General features: G+C 61.9%; 16 protein-coding genes and 1 CRISPR repeat array. Of the genes, 3 read left to right on the forward strand and 13 right to left on the reverse strand.

Translation table 11 applies throughout. The annotated features are described in order from the left end of the window. Positions 1-3,384: a CRISPR direct-repeat array (repeat unit 28 nt; unit sequence GTTCACCCCGCGTATGCGGGGGTAGGCC). A gap of 64 nt (positions 3,385-3,448) precedes the next feature. Then, positions 3,449-6,121 (reverse strand): replicative DNA helicase, encoded by a 2,673-nt coding sequence (locus Q4G32_RS09320; RefSeq protein ID WP_303350927.1) that lies wholly within the window; start codon positions 6,119-6,121, stop codon positions 3,449-3,451. A 323-nt stretch (positions 6,122-6,444) separates the two neighbouring features. Beyond that, a complete protein-coding gene (locus Q4G32_RS09325; RefSeq protein ID WP_303350929.1) occupies positions 6,445-6,807 on the reverse strand; it encodes a hypothetical protein in 363 nt (120 codons plus the stop codon). 142 nt (positions 6,808-6,949) lie between these two features. Between Q4G32_RS09325 and Q4G32_RS09330 the strand changes: the two genes are divergently transcribed. From Q4G32_RS09330 to Q4G32_RS09340, 3 genes are all read left to right on the forward strand, one after another. After that, positions 6,950-7,459, forward strand: coding sequence for a MarR family winged helix-turn-helix transcriptional regulator (locus Q4G32_RS09330; RefSeq protein ID WP_303350931.1), 510 nt, complete (start codon positions 6,950-6,952; stop codon positions 7,457-7,459). A 158-nt stretch (positions 7,460-7,617) separates the two neighbouring features. Continuing rightward, positions 7,618-8,790, forward strand: coding sequence for an LLM class flavin-dependent oxidoreductase (locus Q4G32_RS09335; RefSeq protein WP_303350932.1), 1,173 nt, complete (start codon positions 7,618-7,620; stop codon positions 8,788-8,790). Then, positions 8,787-9,458: an FMN reductase gene (locus Q4G32_RS09340; protein ID WP_303350933.1), complete on the forward strand. Its 672-nt coding sequence runs from the start codon at positions 8,787-8,789 to the stop codon at positions 9,456-9,458. Before Q4G32_RS09335 ends, Q4G32_RS09340 begins: the two co-directional genes overlap by 4 nt. Before the next feature lie 57 nt (positions 9,459-9,515). Here Q4G32_RS09340 and Q4G32_RS09345 read toward each other — a convergent pair whose 3' ends face one another. The 11 genes from Q4G32_RS09345 to Q4G32_RS09395 form a co-directional block, all read right to left on the reverse strand. Next, a complete protein-coding gene (locus tag Q4G32_RS09345; RefSeq protein ID WP_303350934.1) occupies positions 9,516-10,565 on the reverse strand; it encodes an ArsA family ATPase in 1,050 nt (349 codons plus the stop codon). A gap of 72 nt (positions 10,566-10,637) precedes the next feature. Beyond that, positions 10,638-10,916 carry a cory-CC-star protein gene (locus Q4G32_RS09350; protein ID WP_303350935.1) on the reverse strand — a complete coding sequence of 93 codons (279 nt, stop codon included), beginning with the start codon at positions 10,914-10,916 and terminating at the stop codon, positions 10,638-10,640. Positions 10,917-10,923: 7 nt separating this feature from the next. Then, positions 10,924-12,636: a carbon starvation CstA family protein gene (locus tag Q4G32_RS09355; protein WP_303350936.1), complete on the reverse strand. Its 1,713-nt coding sequence runs from the start codon at positions 12,634-12,636 to the stop codon at positions 10,924-10,926. Positions 12,637-12,951: 315 nt separating this feature from the next. Beyond that, the gene (gene rplI, locus Q4G32_RS09360; RefSeq protein ID WP_303350937.1) at positions 12,952-13,401 is read right to left on the reverse strand and encodes a 50S ribosomal protein L9; all 450 of its coding nucleotides are present in this window, start codon (positions 13,399-13,401) and stop codon (positions 12,952-12,954) included. Between the two features lie 21 nt (positions 13,402-13,422). Further along, entirely contained in the window at positions 13,423-13,659 is a 237-nt protein-coding gene (gene rpsR, locus Q4G32_RS09365) for a 30S ribosomal protein S18 (protein WP_047688597.1), read from the reverse strand. Positions 13,660-13,811: 152 nt separating this feature from the next. Beyond that, on the reverse strand, positions 13,812-14,438 hold the full coding sequence (locus tag Q4G32_RS09370; RefSeq protein ID WP_303350945.1) for a single-stranded DNA-binding protein: 627 nt from the start codon (positions 14,436-14,438) through the stop codon (positions 13,812-13,814). 93 nt (positions 14,439-14,531) lie between these two features. Beyond that, positions 14,532-14,873, reverse strand: coding sequence for a 30S ribosomal protein S6 (rpsF, locus tag Q4G32_RS09375; protein ID WP_119933241.1), 342 nt, complete (start codon positions 14,871-14,873; stop codon positions 14,532-14,534). A gap of 150 nt (positions 14,874-15,023) precedes the next feature. Then, positions 15,024-16,232, reverse strand: a complete 1,209-nt coding sequence (locus tag Q4G32_RS09380) for a hypothetical protein (RefSeq protein WP_303350950.1) — start codon at positions 16,230-16,232, stop codon at positions 15,024-15,026. Positions 16,233-16,248: 16 nt separating this feature from the next. Next, the gene (locus Q4G32_RS09385) at positions 16,249-17,505 is read right to left on the reverse strand and encodes a glycosyltransferase 87 family protein (RefSeq protein WP_303350952.1); all 1,257 of its coding nucleotides are present in this window, start codon (positions 17,503-17,505) and stop codon (positions 16,249-16,251) included. Then, complete coding sequence (locus Q4G32_RS09390) at positions 17,498-18,868, reverse strand: glycosyltransferase family 87 protein (RefSeq protein WP_303350954.1); 1,371 nt, start codon at positions 18,866-18,868, stop codon at positions 17,498-17,500. The genes Q4G32_RS09385 and Q4G32_RS09390 overlap by 8 nt, the downstream gene beginning before the upstream one ends. Next, complete coding sequence (locus tag Q4G32_RS09395) at positions 18,865-20,340, reverse strand: CCA tRNA nucleotidyltransferase (protein WP_303350956.1); 1,476 nt, start codon at positions 20,338-20,340, stop codon at positions 18,865-18,867. The genes Q4G32_RS09390 and Q4G32_RS09395 overlap by 4 nt, the downstream gene beginning before the upstream one ends. Positions 20,341-20,363: the final 23 nt, after the last annotated feature.

Genomic DNA, 20,363 nt, shown 5'->3' on the forward strand with positions numbered 1-20,363 from the left:
GTTCACCCCGCGTATGCGGGGGTAGGCCGTTCCTTCGCCTTGACTGCCTCCGGGCAGGTGGGTTCACCCCGCGTATGCGGGGGTAGGCCGGCCGGATGGGTATTGCAGGCCGCCGGGTGGGTGTTCACCCCGCGTATGCGGGGGTAGGCCGTGGACTCCCGCCGATCCAAGGCCGGGTTCCCTGTTCACCCCGCGTATGCGGGGGTAGGCCCCAATCGTGGTTACTGTGGCAAGCCGCAGTCTCGTTCACCCCGCGTATGCGGGGGTAGGCCCAACGTCACCGTATACAAGCGAAAACCGAACCATGTTCACCCCGCGTATGCGGGGGTAGGCCGGGTTGCTGTGGTTCGTCGCGTTGAACAGCTCGGTTCACCCCGCGTATGCGGGGGTAGGCCTTGCACAGATGGGGAGTGAACCCTTTGCAGATGGTTCACCCCGCGTATGCGGGGGTAGGCCACGTCCAGCTCGGCTGCGGTGATATACCCCGGGGTTCACCCCGCGTATGCGGGGGTAGGCCCCCCATCGAGCACCACATCGTCGTCGGAAACGCGTTCACCCCGCGTATGCGGGGGTAGGCCGGTGCCCCACCTGCAGGGTGGGGCACACTGGCAGTTCACCCCGCGTATGCGGGGGTAGGCCCGTGTGCTCCCCGTAGGAGACTGCCTCTTCCGTGTTCACCCCGCGTATGCGGGGGTAGGCCTCTCACCCACCGTGAGCCCATGCGGGACGGTGGTTCACCCCGCGTATGCGGGGGTAGGCCATGGCCACCAGCCGACAGCCACCCCCGCTCAGGGTTCACCCCGCGTATGCGGGGGTAGGCCGAAATGGCCCGTGGCATCAAAACCAGTGTTGGTGTTCACCCCGCGTATGCGGGGGTAGGCCGCCAAACGAAAACCGGTCCCAAAACATTGGAAAGTTCACCCCGCGTATGCGGGGGTAGGCCCCCACACACCGGGAAGCCTTCAACCACCGTGTGGTTCACCCCGCGTATGCGGGGGTAGGCCCGTCACCATGCCCGAGCGCTCTGGCGACACCACGTTCACCCCGCGTATGCGGGGGTAGGCCCGCGGCCAGGGCGGTGATGCCAAGACCCGCCAGGTTCACCCCGCGTATGCGGGGGTAGGCCTGACGCGAAAGCGCTCAGCACGAAACGCCGCCTGGTTCACCCCGCGTATGCGGGGGTAGGCCGCGGTTGTTCCGAATCACAGAATACGGTGCACGGTTCACCCCGCGTATGCGGGGGTAGGCCCAGGAGACGGCCAGAGAACCGAAGTTCAGACAAGTTCACCCCGCGTATGCGGGGGTAGGCCGGAGCACACCGTGAACACGTTTTACACCACCCGGTTCACCCCGCGTATGCGGGGGTAGGCCCCAGGTTTGCTGTTCGGGGCGGACACGGCCCCGGTTCACCCCGCGTATGCGGGGGTAGGCCGCATGGTCCACCGGGCTACTGCCCGCGAAGGTTGTTCACCCCGCGTATGCGGGGGTAGGCCTATGCGAAAAGGTTTCCGGTTGTCGCACGGCTCGTTCACCCCGCGTATGCGGGGGTAGGCCTTTCAACACGGCTATCGGCACTTTTGATGGGTGGTTCACCCCGCGTATGCGGGGGTAGGCCTCCACGGGTCCGCCACCCCTGAGTCTCGATCACGTTCACCCCGCGTATGCGGGGGTAGGCCCCCGGGATAGTGCGCTGCAACGCATTAATCACAGTTCACCCCGCGTATGCGGGGGTAGGCCCCACTTCCCCAACGCGAACGGACACTTCTCATGGTTCACCCCGCGTATGCGGGGGTAGGCCCTGGCAAATGGTGTGGGACGGGCTGGGCATGATGTTCACCCCGCGTATGCGGGGGTAGGCCTCTCCGCCGCCATATCCTCAGTCACATTGAGTTGTTCACCCCGCGTATGCGGGGGTAGGCCGCCCTGGCGTCCTGCACGTCCCCGTCCACCAGGGTTCACCCCGCGTATGCGGGGGTAGGCCGTCCGCAGCACTGATCTCACTGAGAGCATCCACGTTCACCCCGCGTATGCGGGGGTAGGCCCCACACCATGCTCAAAGCCCTACGCCACGAACCGTTCACCCCGCGTATGCGGGGGTAGGCCGGGGGTGTGATGAACGGATGGGCAATGATCTTGGTTCACCCCGCGTATGCGGGGGTAGGCCGATCCAAGCCAGGACCGTGACCAGGACACCGGCGTTCACCCCGCGTATGCGGGGGTAGGCCCTGGCCCGAACTCACCTTGTTCCTGGTAATGGGGTTCACCCCGCGTATGCGGGGGTAGGCCTCCACGGGTCCGCCACCCCTGAGTCTCGATCACGTTCACCCCGCGTATGCGGGGGTAGGCCCGATGATGTGATGGCTCCCTCTCGACACAAAAAGTTCACCCCGCGTATGCGGGGGTAGGCCGCGCCGTTATGCGACTGACTTGGCCAGCCTTTTGTTCACCCCGCGTATGCGGGGGTAGGCCGTTTCCCCCGACCAGGGCAACCGCCACAGGGATGTTCACCCCGCGTATGCGGGGGTAGGCCCACCCCCGATTATGAGCCCACAGGTCGCTGCACGTTCACCCCGCGTATGCGGGGGTAGGCCCTGGCAAATGGTGTGGGACGGGCTGGGCATGATGTTCACCCCGCGTATGCGGGGGTAGGCCCAGGTCGGTTTGGTCGGTGACCCAGCAGTCCTGGTTCACCCCGCGTATGCGGGGGTAGGCCGACCTACCGCCGCTCACCGAGGCGCAGCGCGACGTTCACCCCGCGTATGCGGGGGTAGGCCTCACAGTCTGGGTCACGGTTTCAAACGTGAGACGTTCACCCCGCGTATGCGGGGGTAGGCCTGCGCCATCCACCTCGATCATCTCCACCTCGCCGTTCACCCCGCGTATGCGGGGGTAGGCCCGCCTCCGGATAGGAGCCACCAGCCGCCAGCACGTTCACCCCGCGTATGCGGGGGTAGGCCTGAAGCTGATCCCAACGGGCAAGCGTTGGAACAGTTCACCCCGCGTATGCGGGGGTAGGCCCTCATTGACGCAGACAGAAGAGTCGTACCCCTTGTTCACCCCGCGTATGCGGGGGTAGGCCGGTCGTGCTGTCGGGGTGGGGCAGGGGTAGGTGGTTCACCCCGCGTATGCGGGGGTAGGCCCGGCACCTCCGTGAACCCCACAGCCGTACAGCTGTTCACCCCGCGTATGCGGGGGTAGGCCCGCACGCGACTTCGCAAACGCCAACGACCACGCGTTCACCCCGCGTATGCGGGGGTAGGCCTCATTGGAGGCAACAGCATGAACAACCGACTCAGTTCACCCCGCGTATGCGGGGGTAGGCCCGGACGGGTTCCCCGACACCGCATCATGGTCATGTTCATCCCGCGTATGCGGGGGTTAGCTATGGCGAATTCTAGCAAAGGATAAACAAAAAGGGTCAATTTAAAAATAAAGTACCTCAGGAATTTTAGAAACCCTCATGCGCCATATTCGCAAAACGCGAATAGTGACCTTGAAAAGCCACCACAATAGTCTTGGTAGGTCCGTTACGGTGCTTGGCTACAATCACATCCGCCTCACCCGCACGCGGGGATTCCTTGTCATACACATCATCACGGTGCAACAGGATCACCATGTCCGCATCTTGCTCAATGGAGTTATGGGCAGTGATCCCATTGGCCACAAAGTTGTGCGTGCCCACCACGGTCGCGTCAAACACTTCTTCTTCGCCATCAAACTCGATGCTCTTGATCTGGTCCCAGAACACATCGTTGGTGGCCTCAACCTCAAGCTCCTCCGAACCGAGAACTTCTGCGATACGGGCGAGCCGTTGCCGAGAGGGTGCCGACTTGTACAACGTAGACCCGCAATACTGAGTTCCAAGTGCCGCCTGGAACTGCCTGGTGGTCACGCCAGATTCCGCCATGATGCCTCGCACCTTGTCCCAGACTTCAATCGGTACGGTATCTACATTGGTATTCGCACGTTTGGAAGCCAAAATCTCCAGCAGCCGTTGTGCGTGCCTATCCCGCTCTCCAAAGATTCCGATTCCTTGCAAGAATCTCTGTTGATCGTCAACACCGTTGATGTCAAGGGTGTAACCCTGGCGGTAGGTGCCCTTCAGCGTGGAGTACTTGATACGGCTCATGATGCCGAAGCGCAGCAACAGTTGTGAAACTCCGTTGAGCAGCGCGAGCGACGTGGAAGCGTAGTAGACACGACCGCCCTGCTGACTCTTATTGACCGTGACAGATCCATCTGTTGCCCACAAGTGACTCAAGAAAAGAGCAATCTGACGCTTAGGGAGTGCAAAAACTTCCTCAGGAACAAACTTCTCCCAACTGCGCTTGTCAAAAAGGCCGAGTTCATCCATCCAGCGCGCAATCGGGTTTCGTTTGCCCCGTGCCAAGCGGTAGGGAGCAGGGAAACGCACAGTTGTACACTTAGCCACTTCATAGTCATCCCGCACTGCAGTGATTCCAAAGTATTTGGCCGCCGCAGTCACGGCAGCAACATTGAGTTCATCCCGGGTGGCGTAGCGAATCGGCTGGCGTTTGATGCAAGAACCATCGCCGATCATGTGCGCCAACATGATGACTTGCTGGTCATCCCAGTGCGCCCGATCTGAAGGTCCATCCACATGCCGCGGGACAGCCAAACGAGCACCCTCGGTCAGCTCAGACAGCGGCATCCACCCTTGATAGGTGAAGAACTTGTGGTTGGCCGTTGCACGGACTTCACGCCCAGAAGTCATCCGGAGCCGGTAAACGGGCTTGATGCCCGTTGAAAACACGTGAGTCAGAGGCCGTTCCACGTAACGCATGTCGTCATCCAACGTCCACACAGGGACGTCACGAGCACCCGAGGCATGAAGCTCCCCCATAGTCGTTTCGGAACCCGTGTCCGCCCGCAGGATCCGGGTATCTGCGGTCAGGCACCCCGATTCTCTTAGGTCAGAAACCATTGGCCGCTTATCGGTTCGCTGCTCAGAACCACGATTCAGCTGGGACAGCGCAATAACCGGAACTTCCAATTCCTTGGCCATCAGCTTCAAGGCACGGGAGAACTCGGAAACTTCCTGCTGACGGGACTCAACGCGCTTTCCGGAGCTCATCAGCTGGAGGTAGTCCAGCACCACCAACTTGAGGTCATGCTTTTGCTTGAGCCTCCGGCACTTGGCCCGAATCTCCATCAGGGACATGTTCGGGGAGTCATCAATGAACAGCGGGGCAGAGTCCAACTTGCCCATGGTGGAGGCAATTTTCTGCCATTGTTCATCCCGCAGCCCGCCCTTACGGAGGTCTTGTAGGTTGATCGTTGCCTCAGCGGAGAGAATCTTCAGAGCGATCTCGTTACGCGCCATTTCCAAGGAGAAGATGGCCGTGGTCATGTTGTGCTTGATGGCCGCGGAGCGCGCCACGTCAATTGCCCACGTACTTTTACCCATGGCCGGCCTGGCAGCCACCACAATCATTTGACCGCCCTGCAGGCCGTGCGTCAGTTCATCGAACTCCACAAACCCGGTGGGCACACCTTGCATACCGGATTTCCCTGCGGCCTGCTCAATTTCATCAACCGTGGCCTCAATAACTTCTTTCAAGCCCACATAATCTTCGGAGTTACGCCGCTCGGCCACGCTCATGATTTCGGCTTGTGCCTCATTGACCAGGGTTTCAACCTCGCCATCCTGGGCGTAGCCCAGCTGCACAATCTTGGTTCCAGCGCCCACCAGGCGCCGCAGAACAGCACGTTCCTGCACAATCTCTGCGTAAAACCCAGCATTGGCTGCCGTGGGCACAGAGGAGATGAGGGAGTGCAGGTAAGCAGCGCCCCCCACATGGTCAAGTTCCTGCCGCTTGGTCAGTTCATCCGCCACCGTGATGGCATCCGCGGGTTCACCCTTGCCATACAGGCTGACTATGGCCTCGTAGATGGACTCGTGCGCCGGTTTGTAAAAATCGGCCCCCACCACCACTTCCACCACATCCGCAATGGCGTCCTTGGACAGCATCATGCCGCCCAGCACGGATTGCTCCGCAACGTTGTCGTGCGGGGGTGTGCGGACCAGGTCTTCGGACACGCGCGGCCTTTCCAGAGGTGGTGGAGCAACGACGACGAACGCCGCCAACTGACTGTCCATTGTGTCTCATACATCAGACATCAGAAGCGGTCTGAGGCACGAGCGAGCTGCCCGACATCAACCCACTTGCACACAATTCCCACAGCCTGTGGATAACTTGTGGAAGAGGTGTGGGGATCGCCGTGGAGAAATGTGGGCAGGGCGTGCACAACCTGTGGACGCTTGTGGATAAACGCATCACTCAACCCGGGGTTGAAGGATTAGTTACACCTAGTCAGACAGCCTCAGCGCTGAAGCCCACGGGGTTTCGCCGCTTTTCCACAACGCTTGTCCACAAGCAACCCACAGGGCCGCTCAGATCTGGGGAAAACACAAGCGCCAATTCACACCGTCAGCATGGCTTGCAAAAGGATCAACAACGTGGCCGGGGAGATCACCACGGTCCCCACCAGCACCACAATGTTCCACGGCCGGTGCCGCCTATACGTCACAGCACTGGCCAGTGCGGTCAAAAATGCGCCCACATCTGCCAGCGTTGCCAGCAGCAACCCCCCAATGAAGCTGACGGACATCATGACCGCAGTGCCCGTGTTGCCCAGCACAAACGCCAGCACAAAACTCACCAGGGACAACACCCACAAGCCAACGGCAATGGGCAGCAAACGCTGCTCAGCTTTGCGACGACGACGGGGGGCGGCGTCGTCGTTCTGGCGCGTGTTGCTGGACTTGCTGCGGGCGGTACTCACGGTCAGCATCCTGACACACAACCGCCCGCCATCGGTGGGTATGCGCGGCTCACTCAGGCAGCTCACGTTGTCTGTGCAGCTGACTCCTACACAATTCGTCTAAAGTTGAGTGACATATCACCTGATTACTAGAATCGACGTCATGCCCACCGCAGAACCTTCCATCGCACCCCAACCCACCTCCTGGTTGACCGATGACCAGCAGCGCACGTGGCGCAGTTGGCTCTCCGCAAGCTCCAGGGTGCCTGCACGACTGGGGCAGCAACTCCAAGCAGACTCGGGACTGTCCCTTCAGGATTATGAGGTTCTGGTGACGCTCAATGAAGCGGACGCTGGATCATGCCGCATCACCGAGCTGGCCACCATGCTCGAATGGGAACGTTCACGCATGTCACACCACCTCAACCGGATGGACAAGCGCGGCTTGATTCGTCGGTATGCCTGCCCGGACGACGGTCGTGCCCAACTGGTTGAACTCACCGATGCTGGTCACGCTGCCCTGGAGAAAGCCGCACCGGGGCACGTCAACGCTGTTCGGTCGGTCCTTTTTGATGCCCTCAGTGATCGTGACGCCGCCGAACTCGGCCGAATCACCGCGTTGATCGCCGCGCATCTGGATGCCCAGAGCTGCGCGCTGTCCGGCACAGCCTGAGCAGCAACACCACACGTCAAGCACCAAGAACGCCACTTGCTTGACATGTCACTCACTTCCCCTCATACTGTTACGTGATACGTCACGTAAATGATTCCAACAGCACACTGGCCCCGGACGTGACGGATCCCCCGGGCGCCAGCAGAGGAGTGAGCACCATGCAGTTCGGCATCTTCAGCGTCGGCGACGTCACCACGGACCCGACCAACGGCACCACCCCCACGGAGGGGCAGCGCATCCAGTCCATGACCAAGTACGCCCTGAAGGCAGAAGAGGTTGGCCTGGACGTTTTTGCCACCGGCGAGCACCACAACCCGCCGTTTGTCCCGTCCTCCCCCACCACACACCTGGGCTACCTGACCGCCCAGACCAAGAACCTGAAATTCTCCACGGCCACCACGCTGATCACCACCAATGACCCCGTCAAGATCGCAGAGGACTACGCCTTCTTGCAGCACATTTCCGGCGGGCGCGTTGATCTGACCATGGGCCGCGGCAACACCGGCCCGGTATACCCGTGGTTCGGCAAGGACATCCGGGACGGCATTCCCCTGGCCATCGAGAACTACCACCTGCTGCGCAGGTTGTGGCGCGAACCCGTGGTCAATTGGTCCGGCAAGTTCCGCACCCCGTTGCAGAACTACACCTCCACCCCGGCACCGCTGGACGGTGTCCCGCCCTTTGTGTGGCACGGTTCCATCCGCTCCACGGAGATTGCCGAGCAGGCCGCCTATTACGGGGACGGCTTCTTCCACAACAACATTTTCTGGAACATTGAGCACACCGCTCAGATGGTCCACCTCTACCGTCAGCGCTTTGAGCACTACGGTCACGGCTCAGCCGATCAAGCGATCGTGGGCCTGGGTGGACAGGTTTTTGCCGCGGATACGGAAGCCGAAGCCAAGCGGATTTTCCGCCCCTACTTTGACAACGCCCCGGTTTACGGCCACGGCCCGTCCATGGAGGACTTCACGGCGGCCACTCCACTGACCGTGGGCACAGTGGATCAGATCATCGAACGCTACCTGGGCTACGCGGACAAGGTGGGTGACTTCCAGCGCCTGCTCTTCCTGGCCGATCACGCCGGTCTGCCGGAGGAGATGGTTCTGGAGCAGATCGAGATTCTGGGCAAGGAGATTGTGCCGGTCCTGCGGGCGGAGTTCGAGCGTCGTCGTCCGGCGCACGTACCCTCCGACCCTCCCACGCACGCCTCCCTGGTGGCCCAAGGCCCGGATTCCCCGCACCTGAAAGTCACCAACGCCGTGGTTCAGGAGAATTCCGACAACGACGACGACGCCCGCACCACCCAGCCTCAAGGAGCCTCCCGATGACCCGCCGACTAGTGGTGATTGCCGCTGGCCTGTCCAATCCGTCCACCACCTCCTTGCTGGGCGAGCGCATTGCCGATGCCGTAACAGCTCAGGTGGGCGGACGCGGTGAAAGCGTGACGGTGGAGTTCATTGAGTTGCGTGAAGTGGCCGTGAATCTGGCGCATGCCATGACCACCGGCGGGCTACCGGACCCCGTCTTGGACGATCTCAAGCGGAAAGTCTCCGCTGCGGACGGGCTCATTGCCGTGACCCCGGTGTTCAAGGCTTCCTACACGGGACTGTTCAAGAGTTTCTTTGACGTCTTGGATCAAGACGCTCTTGTGGACCTGCCCGTGTTGATTGCAGCCACGGCCGGGACGCCGCGCCACAGTCTGGTTCTGGACTTTGCCTTGCGGCCGCTGTTCACCTACATGCACGCGGTGGTGCTGCCCACGGGGGTGTTTGCGGCTACCGAGGACTTCGGTGCGGAAGGCACCGGGCTGGAGCAGCGGATCAACCGGGCAGCTGGGGAGTTGGCCACAGCCATGGTGGCCACTCAGACCGGGGTGGCCGGCTTCATGCAGGAGGGCCTGGGCTCAAATGTGGCATTCACAAGTCCAGTGGGAGTGCGCCGAAACTCCGGAACCGAACTGCAACCACCCGTGGCAGACTTCTCCACCCTCCTCTAACCCCTCCCAACTCCGCCGAAAACATGGTTAGTTGAGGATTATGGGCCTCAAATTGGGTCAAACCATGTTTTCGGCGGAGTTGTAGAGGTGGGTGAGGCCGGGCGCACCCAGGATGTCCTGGGCCAGGAGCGGGATTTGTACCACGGGCAAGTGTGGCAGTGCTTCCGCGAGCGTGGCCAGGTGGGCTTCCTCCTGACGACGGCGCCCCGCCAGCAGTTCTCCCGCATCCTCCGGTGAACGCTTGTTGACCACCAAAGCTGCCACCTGCATCCCGGACCGCTCCAGTTGCTGCTGCAGCTCGATGGTTTCTAGAACGGGCAGCCGCTCAGCCGCCAGTACGGCAACAAATGCGGTGCGCTCGGAGTCCTGCAGCACCCCTCGTAGATGCCGGAAACGCTCCTGCCGTTGATCCAAGATCTGGCGGATCTCTCGATCACGCCGAGCACGCCGGTCGCCACCAAAACGCCACAGTGTGCTGGGGCCATGGCCATCACCTGGCTCCGATCCGCGAGTTCCCACAATGTCTGCCGCGGCACCGTCCGGATCCCGCTCCAAACCACGCAATGCCGCACTGAACGTGGCGGACCGGTCCTGGCGCCGCAACAGACCATCTGTCCAGGCTTGCATGAGCTCAGGCAGGGCAATCAACCGCGTGGTGTGCCCGGAAGGTGCCGTGTCAAAGATGACCAGCTCCTCAGGTGCGCGGTTCTCCACCACCTCGGCAATGCGTTCCAGAACGGCGGCTTCATGAGTGCCGGGAGCGTCCCGCGCCAGGTCCAGGTGTTTGGCCACTTCACCTTGCAGATGTTCGGGCATGAGCCGCTGCATGGTGCTCCGGACTGCAGACAAATGAGCATCTGTGGTGGCAGCTGGGTCGATCTCCACGCCGCGCAGATTGGGGGCCAGCTCCACCGGTTGATCACCCACCGACTTTTGCCACAGATGCCCCAAGTTGTGCGCTGGATCTGTTGAGACCACCAGCACGGATCGGCCAGCGCGGGCAGCAGCCAGTCCCACAGCGGAGGCCACAGCTGTTTTACCAACCCCGCCCTTGCCGCCCACAAACAACACATCCCGGGTAGCGGCAGTATCCAGGATCAATTCCACAGGCACTCTCCCCACAACACTCCTGGCACCATGACCAGCACCACCCAATCCACGTCTAACCGCAGGCCACGTTTAACAGCAGGAAAAATGCTCCAGTGGACTCCGGTCCATTCCCATGCGGCGGTGCCAGTCGTGGAACTGGTCATACACCGCGGGCAAGAGCTCCACCGTGTAGTAGCTGGCCGGGTTGGGAACACCAAGGGCCTCAGACATCACGATCACCATGAACAGATCGTCCTCATCCTGCCGCGCTCGGGCAAATGTCTGGCGATAAGGACCTGCATAGAAGTCCTGCAACCCCGCCCACAGCGCAGAAAGGCGGGAGCGGGGTCGCAGACTGTCCTGAGTCATGCTGGACTCACCGGTTCAGCCGTTCGGCTTCCGCAGCGGCAATCTCGGCCAGTTCGGCGTCGTCGTCCCCGGTGTAGTGCCGGGCGCCCTTCATGGCGATCACCGCTTCCACGATCACCCACAGCGCTGCCACCAGGATCACGATGTCCAGAATCAGCAGCAGCCAGTTCTGGTCGGCGTAGAACGTGCCCAACTGAATGAACAGCGCGTACACGGTCATGGCAGCCACAAAGACCAGCGGAATCAGCGCCGGCAGAGGAGTGATTCCCCTCCTGATCAGCATGATCGCCACAATGGACAAGGTCAGTGCGGCCATCAACTGGTTGGTGGTACCGAACAACGGCCAGATGAGCATGCCGCCGGAGCCATCGGCACCGGCACCGAAAGTCAGGGCAAGTGCCACGCCCACGGCAATCAGCGTGGCAACGGTTTTTCCCAGGCGCGCTCCGGCCAACTCGCCGATTTCCTGAACCACAAACCGCTGCAGGCGCACTCCTGTATCCATGGTTGTGGCCGCGAACAGGATCGCCGTGGTGGCCATGACGGTGGCCGCCAGCGACTGCGGCAGCCCGATGCCGTTCTCCACGATGGTGCCGCCGCCCTCCACAAAGGCGGCCACACCGCCGTCGTTGAACGCTTGGTACACAGCCTCCCACTGCTGCAACGTGGCGTACCCGGCAGTGGTGGCAATGATCGCGCCCAAGGCCAGCAGCCCCTCACCCACGGCACCGAAGTACCCCACAAAGCGGGCGTCGGTCTCCTTGGCAAGCTGCTTGGAGGACGTACCCGAGCTGACCATGCCGTGGAAGCCGGAGATGGCACCGCAGGCAATGGTCACGAACAGCAGCGGCACCAACGACGGCGTCCCCTCCGGTACGTTGGTGTTGTACGCGGGGGCAACAATCTCTGGCCGGGCAATCAGCACCGAGCCGTAGAGAATGCCCAGGGCGATGAACAGCTGTAGGCCATTGATGTAGTCGCGCGGCTGCAGCAGCATCCACACGGGAAGCATGGAGGCAATGCCTGCGTAGACAAAGAGCAGGATGATCCACACTGCGCGATCGGGCAGCCCGAATACGGTTTCCGGCAGGGCCAGGGGAACGTTGTCGCCAATCCAGATCAGTGTGTAGAGGGCCACCACTCCCACAACGGAGACGATCGGCAGATTCCACTTCAGGCGGTAAATGGCCTGTCCCACCAGCAACGCCACCAGCAGGGCGCCCCAGGTGGGAATCACCGCGGTGGGGGTGGAGATGAGCAGATTGGTGATCACCACGGCGAAGGCCGCGTTGACCATGAGCAACAGCAAGAAGATGACCACCAGGAACAAGTTGCGTCCACGTGCACCGATGTATCGTCCGGACAACGCACCGATGGACTGCCCGCGGTTGCGGATGGAGGCCCACAGCGCACCCAGATCGTGCATGCCGGCAAAAAAGATGGTGCCAATGGTCACCCAGAGGAAGGCCGGCACCCACCCCCAAATAACGGCGACGGCGGGCCCAACAATCGGGGCAGCACCTGCCACGGAGGTGAAGTGGTGCCCCCAGAGCACATACTTGTTGGTGGGGACGTAATCAATGCCGTCCTCCAACTGGACGGCGGGGGTCTTGCGGGAGTCATCGAGCTTGTAGATGTGTTGCGCCAAGAAACGCGAGTAGAGGAAATACCCGCCCAGGATCATGGCAATGCCAATCAGGGCGAGGACGAGGGAGTTCATGGTGGGGGACCTCCGGTCGGTGGGCTGGGATCAGGCTCGCAGGCCGGGCGGCGCAACTGTGGTTCAGGTGATGACTGACGTGAGGATCGTCCAGATGTGCCGCGGCTCACAAAGTCTAGTGGGCGCTGCCTGCAATCTTCTGCAACAAACCACCCACCCAACTCCGCCGAAAACATGGTTTGCCTCAATTTCAGGCCCAAAATCCCCTAGAAACCATGTTTTCGGCGGAGGGGAAGGGAGGGAGGGGAGATGCAGAAGTGCCCCCGACCACTCACGCGGTCGGGGGCACTTCAAGCCAGGCTGCTCACCTCAAGATCAGGCGGAGACAACCTCAAACTGGACGGTCGCGTTGACGTCTTCATGCAGACGGACGTTGGCGGAGTAGGTGCCAACGGTCTTGATCTGCTCACGGATTTCTACGCGACGCTTGTCGATCGAGCCCAGTCCGGCGGCCTCAACGGCGTCAGCAACCTGCTCGGCCTTGATGGAACCGAACAGACGGCCTTCTGCTCCGGTCTTGGCGGCGACCTGAACGGTGGTGCCGTTCAGCTTGGCGGCCAGCTCCTGTGCGTCCTCCAGGGACGCCAGTTCACGGGCAGCGCGGGCAGCCTTGATGGACTCCACCTGCTTCTCCGCGCCCTTGGTCCACGGGGTTGCGAACCCGCGGGGGAACAGGAAGTTACGGGCGTAGCCGTTCTTGACCTCAACAACGTCACCGGCGGAGCCGAGGCCTGTGACCTCATGCGTCAGGATGATCTTTGCCATGCGTTCTGTTTCCTTTCCGGATCAGCGGCCGGAGCCGGCGTAGGGAAGCAGAGCGACCTCACGGGCGTTCTTGATCGCCTGGGCGATCTTGCGCTGCTCCTGGACGGACACGCCGGTCACACGGCGGGCGCGGATCTTTCCGCGATCGGAAATGAACTTGCGCAGCAACGCAACGTCCTTGTAGTCGATCTCGGTCACGCCGGCAGCCTTGAGGGGGTTAGCCTTCGGCTTGGGCTTGCGAATTTCGTTCTTCGCCATCTTGGTGCTCCTTCTGAAGCGTGGAGCCCGCAGGAGTCCTGCGGGATGGAATTGTTGTGATTGCAGATCTTTGGATCCGCTGAGGCGACTCACGGCACACCGAGCCGGTTGCCGTGCCACCGGGACGTAAGGCCTGGTGTTCAGGCCCCCGATCAGAACGGCGGTTCGTCGTCCTGGCCGGTGCCCCAGTCGTAATTGCCGCCGGAGGACTGACCCCAGGGGTCGTTGCCGGATGCTGCAGCCTGCTGGCGTCCGCGGCCACCTTGGTTGCCACCAAAGCCGCCCTGGTTACCACCGGACTGGTTGTAGCCACCCTGCTGGTTGCCACCCTGGTTACCCTGATTGCCGCCAAAGCCGGAGTCGTAGTTACCCCCGCCTTGGTTCCCTCCACCAAAGTTGCCGCCGCCCCCACCACGGGAGTTGCGGTTGATCTTGGCGGAAGCAAAGCGCAGTGACGGCCCGACTTCCTCAACTTCAAGCTCCATGACCGTGCGGCGTTCGCCTTCTTTGGTGTCAAAGGAACGCGAGCGCAGGCGGCCCTGGCAGATCACGCGGGTGCCCTTGGTCAAGGACTCGGCCACGTTCTCCGCAGCTTCACGCCAGACCGAGCAGCGCAGAAAAAGGGTTTCCCCGTCTTTCCACTCGTTGGACTGGCGGTCGAACTGGCGCGGGGTGGATGCAATCGTGAAGTTTGCAACCGCCGCACCGGATGGGGTGAAGCGCAGTTCGGGGTCGGCGGTCAGGTTGCCGATCACGGTGATGACTGTGTCGCCAGCCATTGGGATCCTCCGAATCGAGTCGCGGTGGCGTGATGTGGTTTGGTCACCATCATCACACCGGGGTCTGACACCACAAGGGCGTCAGTAAAAACCTCAGGCCTCGGCGGGAACGGGCTCGCCGTTGACGTCGTGGTGGGGGTGGATGCGCTGTTCCTCAGGGCGGATGATCTTGGTGCGCATGATGGCCTCGTTGAGGTTCAGCACGCGGTCAAGTTCCTGAGCGGTAGCGGGCTCGGAGTGGAAGCGCACGACGGCGTAAATACCTTCGGACTTCTTCTGGATTTCGTAGGCCAGGCGACGACGGCCCCAGATGTCGACGTTGTCGACGGTGCCGTTCTCGCGGGTGACGACCTCAAGGAACTTCTTGAGGGTCGGCTCGACCGCGCGGTCGTCAACCTCGGGGTTGATGATGACCATCAGCTCGTACTCACGCATGTAAGAACCCACCTCCTTCGGGCTAAGCGGCTGTGGCATTTCCACAGCAGGAGGTTCAATGCGTGTCTGTCCCCGCCGCCCCGGGACGGGAATCGGCAAAACACAGACTGCACAACGCTACTACATGGGACAGGGCCAGTCCATACGGTCTCAGTCCAGTCTGACCTCTATGTCTGCGCTGGCACCGTCTGAGGTCACGTTGACGTGGACGGGGAAACTGATGGTCTCCTCCACTCTGCGCCCGTCCTCCACGTAGGTCAGCCGTGCTTGGGCGGAGGTGTGTTCAGAGGCTTTCCAGTCCAGTTGGCTGCCGGTGTCTTCATCCGGAATCAGCCAGAGTGCGGGCCGGGACATCAGTTCCCACTCAACAGCCGTGATGCTGCTTCCGCGCGTGGGCGCTTGCAGTGCCGTGGGTGAAGCCGTGGCAGAGGTGGGGGTGGCCATTGGGCTCTCCGGGGCTTGCGCGTTGGGCACATTGCCGTCTGCCCAGCGCTGGGACGCGGGGCAGCCCGACGGCGCCACGGAGGTCGCGGACATGCACTCGTCCACCTTCTGCGCAATCGCCTGATCAACCTCGGCCCAGAGGTTGGGTGAGGGCTCCACCTCAACGGTGACGCGATGATCGGAGGCGTCCTCCAGTCCAACAGTGACCGGGTCAAGGGGCGTGCGCAGGACGTAATCCCCATTTTCCGGGAGGTCCACCACAAACTGTCCCGGCATGGCCTCCCACGTCCACAGGCCTCCGCTACCGTCCGCCGTCGCACGATCCCGGGCACTGAGCCGCTGACTGACACCGTTGATGGTGATGTTCGCCAGTCCGGGGCTGGCCACGGACAACGTGGCCGATTCATGGTTCTCCAACTCCCAGGAGTCGTTGAAGGGACCCGTGCGGTGCTCCTTGACCACGTTCCAGGTGTGTTCCTCGCCTTGGCTGTGGCCTTCGGGAACTTCGCCGTCCACCCACCACACCTTGGCGCTGACCCGGCCCGTGGTGCCGTTGGTCTCCACATCCGTGATTTCCCAGCGGTCTATTCGACCCCCTGCAGCCCGGTAGGCCCGGTTGGGAAGTGCCGATGCGCCATCGTAACCAAGTCCGGTGGAGAAAGTGGCCAAACCCTGCCTGGAGCGGCCGTCCACCATGGACTGCAACCAGCTCTCCACGGGATCTTGAGGATTGCGTTCCACCAGCGTCCAGTTGACCACCACGCCGATTCCGGTCACGGTGATCACCACCACGATCAGCCACGTCCACAGTGATCGGCGGACTCTTTTGGTGCGGTCCCGGTCCCCGAGTGCCACCAGTTTTGGCAGTACGGCCCAGACGTGCCGGTCTTGGGAATCTTGGTGTTCGGCGTTCATGAAGCCAGGGGCCGCCTCACATGTTCTTGGCGTGAACACCGATCAGCAACGCACGTTTGCCGCGTTGGATGTCGATGATCACCACCACCAGGAACCACAGCAGTGCCACAAAGCGGGCCACGGCCAGCACATCCTGGGGGGTCCAACTGCCCTGAGCAAACAGGGGTTGGGTCTCCCAGCCTCCGGCCGGGGCATTGAGCGTGGCCCAGTATCCGATTTCCACGGCTTGCCAGATGAAGAACTCCACCCAGGAGCGCCTGGCCAGCACCACCAACGGCACCATCCACACAGATTGCAGCAGGGACCATTCCCGCCCGAACAGCACCGCCACGATCAGCAACAGGAGCAGCACTTGGACAATACTTGGATCCTTGCCCGCCAGCACTGTCACCAAGAGCACAGCGACGACGGCCAACAAGACCACCACCAGGGACAGCGTCTCCACCGAGCCCGTATTGATCTCCAAGCCGGTGCGGCCTGCCACCACGGAGTTCCAGACGTCCCACAGGGTGCTGTTCTGTACCGGGGCGTTCAAAGTGTCCGTGAATTGGGCCCGCCAGCGGTCAAATTCGGTGACCATGAAGGGCCCGTTGACCGCTGCAAAAAAGATCACAGAGGACAGCAACGCAATGAAGAAGTCGCCGATGTAGCGGTAGCGGGCCGCCATGAACAGGATGCCCACCAACACCAACACGGGTAGGAAATCGACGGTGGCGCCCAACCCGATCCACAGCCCGGCGATTCCTGGCGAACCACGGATGTAGGAGGCCACGGCCAGCATCATGAACATCACGGCCCACAGATCCCATGCGGTGAAACCCACCAGCAGAACGGTGGGGGCAAAGGCCATCACCACGGGATCCGAAGGCTGTTTGCCGGAGAGCCCCGCCACGGTGGCAATGATGACCACCCAGACCATGGCTGTGAGGACCACGGTCAGGTCCAGGACCGTGTTGGCCTGCAGATCAAGATTGAAGGCTTGCGCCAGTCCCGTGGTCATCCAGCCCAAAACGGAGGTGAACATCCCGACCACAATCGGCTGGTCCCCGGTGGGCCCACCCGTGAAGAACCCCTGCAACATGGTCCCGGGGGTCACACTGAGATCACCTGGGCCCAACTGCGTGGAGCACAATCCGGGGAATCGGCTGGCCACATCCCATTCAGGAACCCGGCACGGTACGCGCAGCAGGAAGGAGAGCAGTACGGCCAAAATGCCGATCACAAACACCAAGAAGCCGTTGGCACTGCGGCGGCCCTTCTTGATCTCAGCCATGCGTCACCGCCTCCCGGGCTCCCGTGTGCTGCGAATTGGTCGGGTTCACTGTAGCGCCGGGGTCCACCAAATCCTTGGGGGCGCGTCCGCGCGGAATATCCTGGGGGGCGCGTCCGCGCAGAATGTCCATGACAGTGGCCGCACAAATGGCTACGACGGCGACCACGTGCAGGATCACGGCCGCGGCATAGATCGCGGTCCAGAAATCCACGAGCTCTGTACCGGAGGACACGTTGTGCAGCCAGCTGAAGATGGCGATCCAGTGGAAGACCTCAATGATCTGCCAGACCAGGAACTGGCCCATCTTTGGTCGGGCCAAAATGACCAGCGGCACCAGCCACAAGACAAATTGTGGTGAGTAGACCTTGTTGGTCAGCACGAAGGCCGCCACGATCAACAGACTCAACTGTTCAATGCTGGGAGTTCTGGGGGCCAAGAGCCCTACGGCCAGAACGCCAACACAGCACAGGGCAAATCCGCCATAGGCCATCATGTTGATGGTTTCCGTGGCCAGGGGCTGTCCACCCACGTAGGGCACCACCGCCACATTCCACACGTGATACACGGAGGAGAAGCCGGCTCCTCGGTCGGAGGAGAAGGACCAAAAGTAATTCCACTGTGTGGGATCAAGGAGATAGAAGGGCAGGTTGACCCCCACCCAGGTCAGTACGGTGCCTGCGCCGGCTTTGACAACGGGGCCGAACCTGCGCTGCCGGATGGCAAGGACCATCAGCGCACCGAGCATCACAAAGGGCCACAGTTTCAGTGCCGTTCCCAAGCCCAACATCACGCCGCCCAGAACCCAGCGCTCCTTGCGGAAAAACCACAGCGCCGCAACCGCTGTGAACACGGGCCAAAGGTCCCAGTTGATGGTGGCGGTTGCTGCTACCGCGGGGGCCAAGGCCACCACCACCGCAAAGCGCGGGGCCGCGACCATCCGGGCCAGCAGTAGAACTGTGATCACCCAAACGGCAAGCAGGAGGGCAAAATTGACGTCAAAATATATGCTCTGCGCAGCATGTACTGATGTGTCACCGCTGATTCCATAGGAGATCACACCTGTGATGGAGGCGATCACGGTTTGCAACACCGGGTATTCCAGCAGTGCCTCCGGCGCCAGGTACGGGAAGTTTCCATCCACCATTCCCGTGGTGCGGTACAGCGTGGGGAGATCCGAATAGCACGCTCCCTGGAACGGCAGATCACCCTGCCAGGTGATCTGGTGGCAGCTGAGTCGGATCAGCCAGGACATGCACATGGTCCAGACCGCCAGACCCACCAAACTCCAGACCCAGAACCGCGGATTGGAGCCCAGAGGAACCCAGGAGTTTGATGCCTGCCGTGGAGGCCGGGTCCGACTCATGAATCGCCCCCTGTGGCACTGCGGCGCCGGTCATTGGCTTCTTCCGGTTTTTGTGTGCCAGCTGGTTGGTGTTCTTCCCACCACGCCAAGAGTCGCCGCTGAGCTTCTTCCGGCCCCAGGGGGCCCTCATCCAGGCGCAGTTCCAGCAGGAAGTTGTAGGCCTGCCCCACGGTGCGCGACGGCCCAATTTCCAAGATTTCCATGATCTGCTGGCCATCCAAGTCGGGGCGTACCGCCGCCAACTCTTCCTGTTCGGCCAACTCGGCAATCCGCCGCTCCAGATCGTCGTAGGCGTGAGCCAACCGCTGGGCTTTACGCTTGTTCCTGGTGGTCACATCGGAGCGCGTCAGGATGTGTAACCGTTCCAACTGGTCACCGGCATCGCGCACGTAGCGCCGCACCGCCGAGTCGGTCCAGCCTGCCTCTCCGTAGCCGTAAAAGCGCATGTGCAGTTCCACCAGCCGAGTCACGGTCTTGATGGTGTCGTTGTCAAAGCGCAGCGCTTTCATGCGCTTTCGCGTGATTTTGGCACCGACCACATCGTGATGCCGGAAGGTGACACCGCCGTCGTCGTTGAAACGGCGGGTGGCTGGTTTGCCGACGTCGTGCATCAGGGCGGCAAAGCGCACCGCAAAGTCGGGGCCGGGTATGGGCCCTTCGGCATCCTCGTACCCGGCTGCCTGCTCCATGACCGTCAAGGAGTGCTGGTAGACATCCTTGTGGTGGTGGGCAGAATCCGTCTCCAATTTCAAGGCTGGCACCTCCGGGAGCACAATCTCAGCCAGCCCCGTGTCCACCATGATCTCCACACCGCGGCGCGGGTCCACACCGTTGATGAGCTTGACGAGTTCATCCCGGATGCGTTCCGCAGAAACGATCTCCAGCCGCCCCGCCATGTCAGTCATGGCAGCCAGCACCTCCGGTGCAACTTCCATCCCCAGCTGGGAGGCAAAGCGGGCAGCGCGCATCATGCGCAGCGGATCGTCGTCAAAGGAGGACTCCGGGGTCCCCGGCGTGCGTAGAACACGCGCAGCCAAGTCCCGAACACCACCGTGCAGGTCCACCAGTTCCAAGGAAGGCAGGCGCAACGCCATGGCGTTCACGGTGAAGTCACGGCGCACCAGGTCATCCGCCAGTTCGGTGCCGAAAGCCACCACCGGTTTCCGGGAGGAAGGGTCGTAGGCTTCCGCGCGGTAGGTGGTGATCTCCAATTGCATGTCACCGCGGCGCAAACCGATGGTGCCGAAATCGCGGCCAATCTCCCACACCGCATCGGCCCACCCCTTGATCACCGCCAGTGTTTGATCCGGGGTGGCATCAGTGGTGAAGTCCAGATCAGTGGCCAAACGCCCCAGGAAAAGGTCACGGACGGGACCGCCCACCAGGGACAGATCATGACCGGCGGCCTCAAAAAGGCGTCCGGCTTCAAGCACCACGGGTGGCACGGCGGAGGTGTTGAGCAGCTGCGTCATCGCGGCCCATCATTCCAGAACGG

The sequence above is a fragment of the Kocuria sp. genome (assembly GCF_030538595.1).
GTDB lineage: Bacteria > Actinomycetota > Actinomycetes > Actinomycetales > Micrococcaceae > Kocuria.

What these genes read in the sequence shown, in the direction of transcription:
- Q4G32_RS09395 (WP_303350956.1), bottom strand. Translation starts at nt 20,340, where the DNA reads ATGACGCAGCTGCTCAACACCTCCGCCGTGCCACCCGTGGTGCTTGAA.
- Q4G32_RS09320 (WP_303350927.1), bottom strand. Translation starts at nt 6,121, where the DNA reads ATGGACAGTCAGTTGGCGGCGTTCGTCGTCGTTGCTCCACCACCTCTG.
- Q4G32_RS09330 (WP_303350931.1), top strand. Translation starts at nt 6,950, where the DNA reads ATGCCCACCGCAGAACCTTCCATCGCACCCCAACCCACCTCCTGGTTG.
- Q4G32_RS09340 (WP_303350933.1), top strand. Translation starts at nt 8,787, where the DNA reads ATGACCCGCCGACTAGTGGTGATTGCCGCTGGCCTGTCCAATCCGTCC.
- rplI (WP_303350937.1), bottom strand. Translation starts at nt 13,401, where the DNA reads ATGGCAAAGATCATCCTGACGCATGAGGTCACAGGCCTCGGCTCCGCC.
- rpsF (WP_119933241.1), bottom strand. Translation starts at nt 14,873, where the DNA reads ATGCGTGAGTACGAGCTGATGGTCATCATCAACCCCGAGGTTGACGAC.
- Q4G32_RS09380 (WP_303350950.1), bottom strand. Translation starts at nt 16,232, where the DNA reads ATGAACGCCGAACACCAAGATTCCCAAGACCGGCACGTCTGGGCCGTA.
- rpsR (WP_047688597.1), bottom strand. Translation starts at nt 13,659, where the DNA reads ATGGCGAAGAACGAAATTCGCAAGCCCAAGCCGAAGGCTAACCCCCTC.
- Q4G32_RS09370 (WP_303350945.1), bottom strand. Translation starts at nt 14,438, where the DNA reads ATGGCTGGCGACACAGTCATCACCGTGATCGGCAACCTGACCGCCGAC.
- Q4G32_RS09355 (WP_303350936.1), bottom strand. Translation starts at nt 12,636, where the DNA reads ATGAACTCCCTCGTCCTCGCCCTGATTGGCATTGCCATGATCCTGGGC.
- Q4G32_RS09350 (WP_303350935.1), bottom strand. Translation starts at nt 10,916, where the DNA reads ATGACTCAGGACAGTCTGCGACCCCGCTCCCGCCTTTCTGCGCTGTGG.
- Q4G32_RS09335 (WP_303350932.1), top strand. Translation starts at nt 7,618, where the DNA reads ATGCAGTTCGGCATCTTCAGCGTCGGCGACGTCACCACGGACCCGACC.
- Q4G32_RS09390 (WP_303350954.1), bottom strand. Translation starts at nt 18,868, where the DNA reads ATGAGTCGGACCCGGCCTCCACGGCAGGCATCAAACTCCTGGGTTCCT.
- Q4G32_RS09385 (WP_303350952.1), bottom strand. Translation starts at nt 17,505, where the DNA reads ATGGCTGAGATCAAGAAGGGCCGCCGCAGTGCCAACGGCTTCTTGGTG.